The organism is uncultured Phenylobacterium sp., assembly GCF_902826855.1.
Classification (GTDB): Bacteria; Pseudomonadota; Alphaproteobacteria; order Caulobacterales; family Caulobacteraceae; genus Phenylobacterium.
This window is the reverse complement of record NZ_CADEGK010000279.1, coordinates 1,290-4,987: the sequence shown is the minus strand read 5'-3', so window position 1 is coordinate 4,987 and position 3,698 is coordinate 1,290. Positions and strand designations below refer to the sequence as shown.

Here is a 3,698-nt window from a genome sequence, read left to right as displayed (position 1 = left end):
CCAGCGACGCATCGCGCGAGTCACGATAGACGTAGGAGCTGCCCCCCAGGAGCCTGTCCGCCCGCCGCTCGGCAAGGTAGAGGGAGGCCTCGGCCTCTCACGAGCCCAGGTCGCCCAGGCTCTCCCAGCCGCCGGGCAAGGTCTTGGGCGTCGCGCCCAGGTACTTGTAGGTGACCGGCGTGTCCGGGGCCCGCCGCATGTAGATCTCGCCCGTCTCGCCGGGCGGCAGTTCGGCGCCGTCGTCGCCGAACACCTTCATCTCCCCCACCGAAACCCGGCCCACCGAGCCGCGGTGCGTGAGCCACTCGGAGCCGGTGATGATGGTGATCGCCTGCGCCTCGGTGCCGGCATAGAGCTCCATCACCTCGCCCGGCGCGATCCAGTGGATGAACGCCTCCTTCAGCCAGGGCGGGCAGGGCGCCGCCATGTGCCAGAGCGTCTTCACGCTGGAGACGTCGTACTTGTCCCGCACCTCCTGCGGCAGGTGCCAGATGCGGTTCATCATGGTGGGCACCAGGTACAGCCAGGTCACCTTGCGCGCCTGCACCTCCGCCAGCGTCCCCTCGGGATCGAAACGCGGGGTCAGCACCACGTGGGCGCCCAGCTGGGTCCCGCTCATCATGATGCCGAACGGGGCGTTGTGGTAGAGCGGAGCGGGCAACAGCACGGTGTCCACCGGCCGCAGGGAATAGCCGCCGACGTCCGGCGTCTCTTCCGGCGAGAGACCGGGCTGGCCCGCCAGGATCAGCTTGGGCCGCCCCGTCGAGCCGCCGCTGGTAGGGGCCTTGGAGATCGGCGGCACGGCGTCGGGAAGGTCGCTCTCGTCGTCGCTCAGCGCCGCCAACTGCTCCGCCGTCACCACCGGCTGGGTGACGCCCTGCTCGAACAGCCCCACCACCAGCGGCGCCTGGGCCAGGTCGACGATCGCCTGCAGCTCGCCCTTCGGCAGGCGGAACGACACCGGCTGTGGCGTGGCCCCCAGCTTCCAGATCCCGTAGCAGGCGGCCACGAAGCCGATGGAGTTGGGCAGGCCCACCGTCACCAGGTCCCCGGCCTTCACCCCCTTTGACGCCAGGCCGCGCGCCACACGGTTCGAAAGGCGGTGCAATGCGCCGTAGGTGGTCGTCTCGGCCCCGCAGCTCACGGCGGGCGCGTCAGGCTGCCGGGCCGCGTGCTGCTTGAGCTTGGCCCCGAAGGAGATCATCCCGTCCGTCATCGCGCTCGTTCCCACCTGCGCAGGTCACCCGCCCGCGTCTCCGCCACTCTCACGGCTGGCGCGGCGGCGCGCAACAGGGCCGCCGTCAGAGCCAGGCGGACCTGCGATCGACGGAACGCTGGATGCCGGCCGCGAACGACTTCGCCCGCGCGCGCAACAGCAGCCGCCGACCCTGCGGATTTCGGGTGAAGACCAGTCGGGAGGAGCCGACGCGCGCCGTCCAGAGCGCCGCGAACCGCTCGGCCCATTCCTTCTTCGCCGCCAGAGCGGACGGCACGGCATGATAGTCCGTCCGCGTCCTCCAGCCGAGACGGCTGTGGCGCACCAACAGGTAGCGCGGATTCTGCACCGGCCCCAGGACCTCGGCGATGGCCTGCATCACCTGGCGCTCCGTGCTGCGGCTGACCCCCCGCAGGACGACGTCCCTGCGGCCGTCGAGGCTGGTCCGCACGTCGAACCGACCCTCGTTCGCCTCGGCCTCACTCGCAAGGCCGGCGCGCCAGAGCGCATGCAGGATCACGGCGCCGACCTGCTTCAGGCTGCCTTCCACGGAGCCGTTGCGCCAGATCAGGCGCGCCGCCCTGGCGAGTTTCGGGACGCTGGCCAGGGCCGCAACACCCGCAAGCGCCATGACGCTGAATCCTGCCGACGGGTCCGCGCCATACACTTCCTCGCCGACGGCGAATGCCGCAGCGCTGAGGGCGCCCCAGCCGAGGGCATGGAGCGTGTCGGACCATGCGAGGACGCGCGGCGCATAATTGGGCGCGGCCGTCTCCCGGACGCGGGCCCGGGCGGCGCCTGTTCCCAGCGAGAGCGACCAGCGCCGCGCGACGTCCTGCCGGTCCGCGGCCGCCGCAAGGGTGCGGCTGTTGGCCAGTCCCGGGTCCTGCGCCATATCGACACCCAGGCGGCCGATCCCGCTCTCGATCAGCGTGGACTCGCCGCTCGAGATGCCATCGAAAGCTCGGAACCGGCGGGCGAGCAGCGCCGCGTCCGAGAGGCCCTCCGGCGCGTCGTCGACCAATTCAGCCCAGGTCAGCGCTTCGACAGCATCGGCCAGAACGCCGCCGGAGGCTGGCGCGACCGTCGCGAGGTGCCAGATGTTGGCGACCTTTGTCGGATTGCCCGCCTCGGTTCGGATAGCGCGGCCGCGCATCTGGTTGGACAGCATGAAGGACGCTGTGTTGCTGGCGAGAACGAGGGTGTTCAAGGCCGGGGCGTCCCACCCCTCGCCCAGCAGCGACTGGGTGCCGACCAGGACGCGAACTTCGCCGCGGGCGAACAGGGCCGTCACCAGCGGCACGAGGCGCGCCGGGCCGATCCCGGCTAGCTCGATCCTGACGTGGTCGGGGCAAGCTGGGATGTCGAAAGCCCGGACCGCCGCAGCGTCCAAGCCGTTTTCCGCCGCCACGGCTTGGAGAGCGGGAAGCGCGGCGCGCGGCAGGATCACCAGAGTCCCCGTCAGGACGCCGAGGTGAACAGGCGCCACGCCGGCGCGCCGCAGGTGCTCGAAGATCGGCACGACGCCGAGCTTGGCGGGCCGGAACGCATCGCTAGCCGCGGCCGGCAGCTCGTCGGCCCTTATGTGGTCCGAGAGAACCACCATGCGCAGGCGGCTACCCAGCACCTCGTGCTCCGCCTTCCCGATCTCGGCGATGCTGTCCAGCTTGGCGAGACTGGCCGCCATCATGCGGAAGATCGACCGCGTATGGCGCAGCCGGACCCGGCCGCCTTCGATCAACCCATGGCGGATCAGGCGATCGCGCAGCGCCCGCAGCCGATCGTCACCGATCTTGAAAGTCCCCGACAGACGGCCCGTCAGGCCGTCGAGAAAGGTCTCCAGCCAAAAGAACGACGGCGCAGGGACGGCGCCCGCCGACACACCCAACAACCGGAGTGGGGCGGACGGCAGTCTGCGTCCCGCCGACGCCAGGAGCACGAGGACCGCCGAGAGCATCTCCGGCGCTTCCAGGATCTCCTCCACATGATTCTCCGGCCTCGATAGCCAGGGGTGTCTCTCGAGGGCATCGAGCAGGGGTTCGTCCGCGCGCAACTCGTATTGCAGCGCCGCCACGGCCCGTCGCCGTTGGTCGAGCAGCCGCAGCACGTCTGCCGTAGGCTGAGAGAGAATGACGTGATCCTGGTGCGGGCAGAGGTCTCCGTTGCGAACCAGCTCGGGGATGCCGATTTCCAGATCGATGGGGCCGCACAAACTTTCGTAGCGGGCCCATTCGGCGAAGCTCGCGTCATAGGGCGGCGTGGCGGTCAGGGCGATGATCCGCACGTCGGCTAGCGAGCTGGCCAGGTGTTCGAGGCCGTTCCACCATTCGCGCCGCAGGTGATGGGCCTCGTCCAGCACCAGCGTGATGGGGCCGGCGGCGTTCAACGTCTCGACGAGGGCGCCGAGTCCATCGGCGCGCCTGAACCCGTCGAGCGCCTGGTAGGTCGCCAGCGTGAGCTGGCGAGGGTCGGCGAGCTGGTG

General features: G+C 70.4%; 2 protein-coding genes. Both read right to left on the bottom strand.

The window, feature by feature from the left end; genetic code table 11:
- Positions 1-97: 97 nt before the first annotated feature.
- Positions 98-1,216, bottom strand: a complete 1,119-nt coding sequence (locus tag QZV94_RS23225) for an AMP-binding protein (protein WP_293682556.1) — start codon at positions 1,214-1,216, stop codon at positions 98-100.
- 85 nt (positions 1,217-1,301) lie between these two features.
- On the bottom strand, positions 1,302-3,698 hold a 2,397-nt coding region (locus tag QZV94_RS23220; RefSeq protein ID WP_293682554.1), incomplete at its 5' end, for a hypothetical protein.

Coding starts and splice junctions, on each gene's coding strand:
- QZV94_RS23225 (WP_293682556.1), bottom strand. CDS start 1,216: ATGACGGACGGGATGATCTCCTTCGGGGCCAAGCTCAAGCAGCACGCG.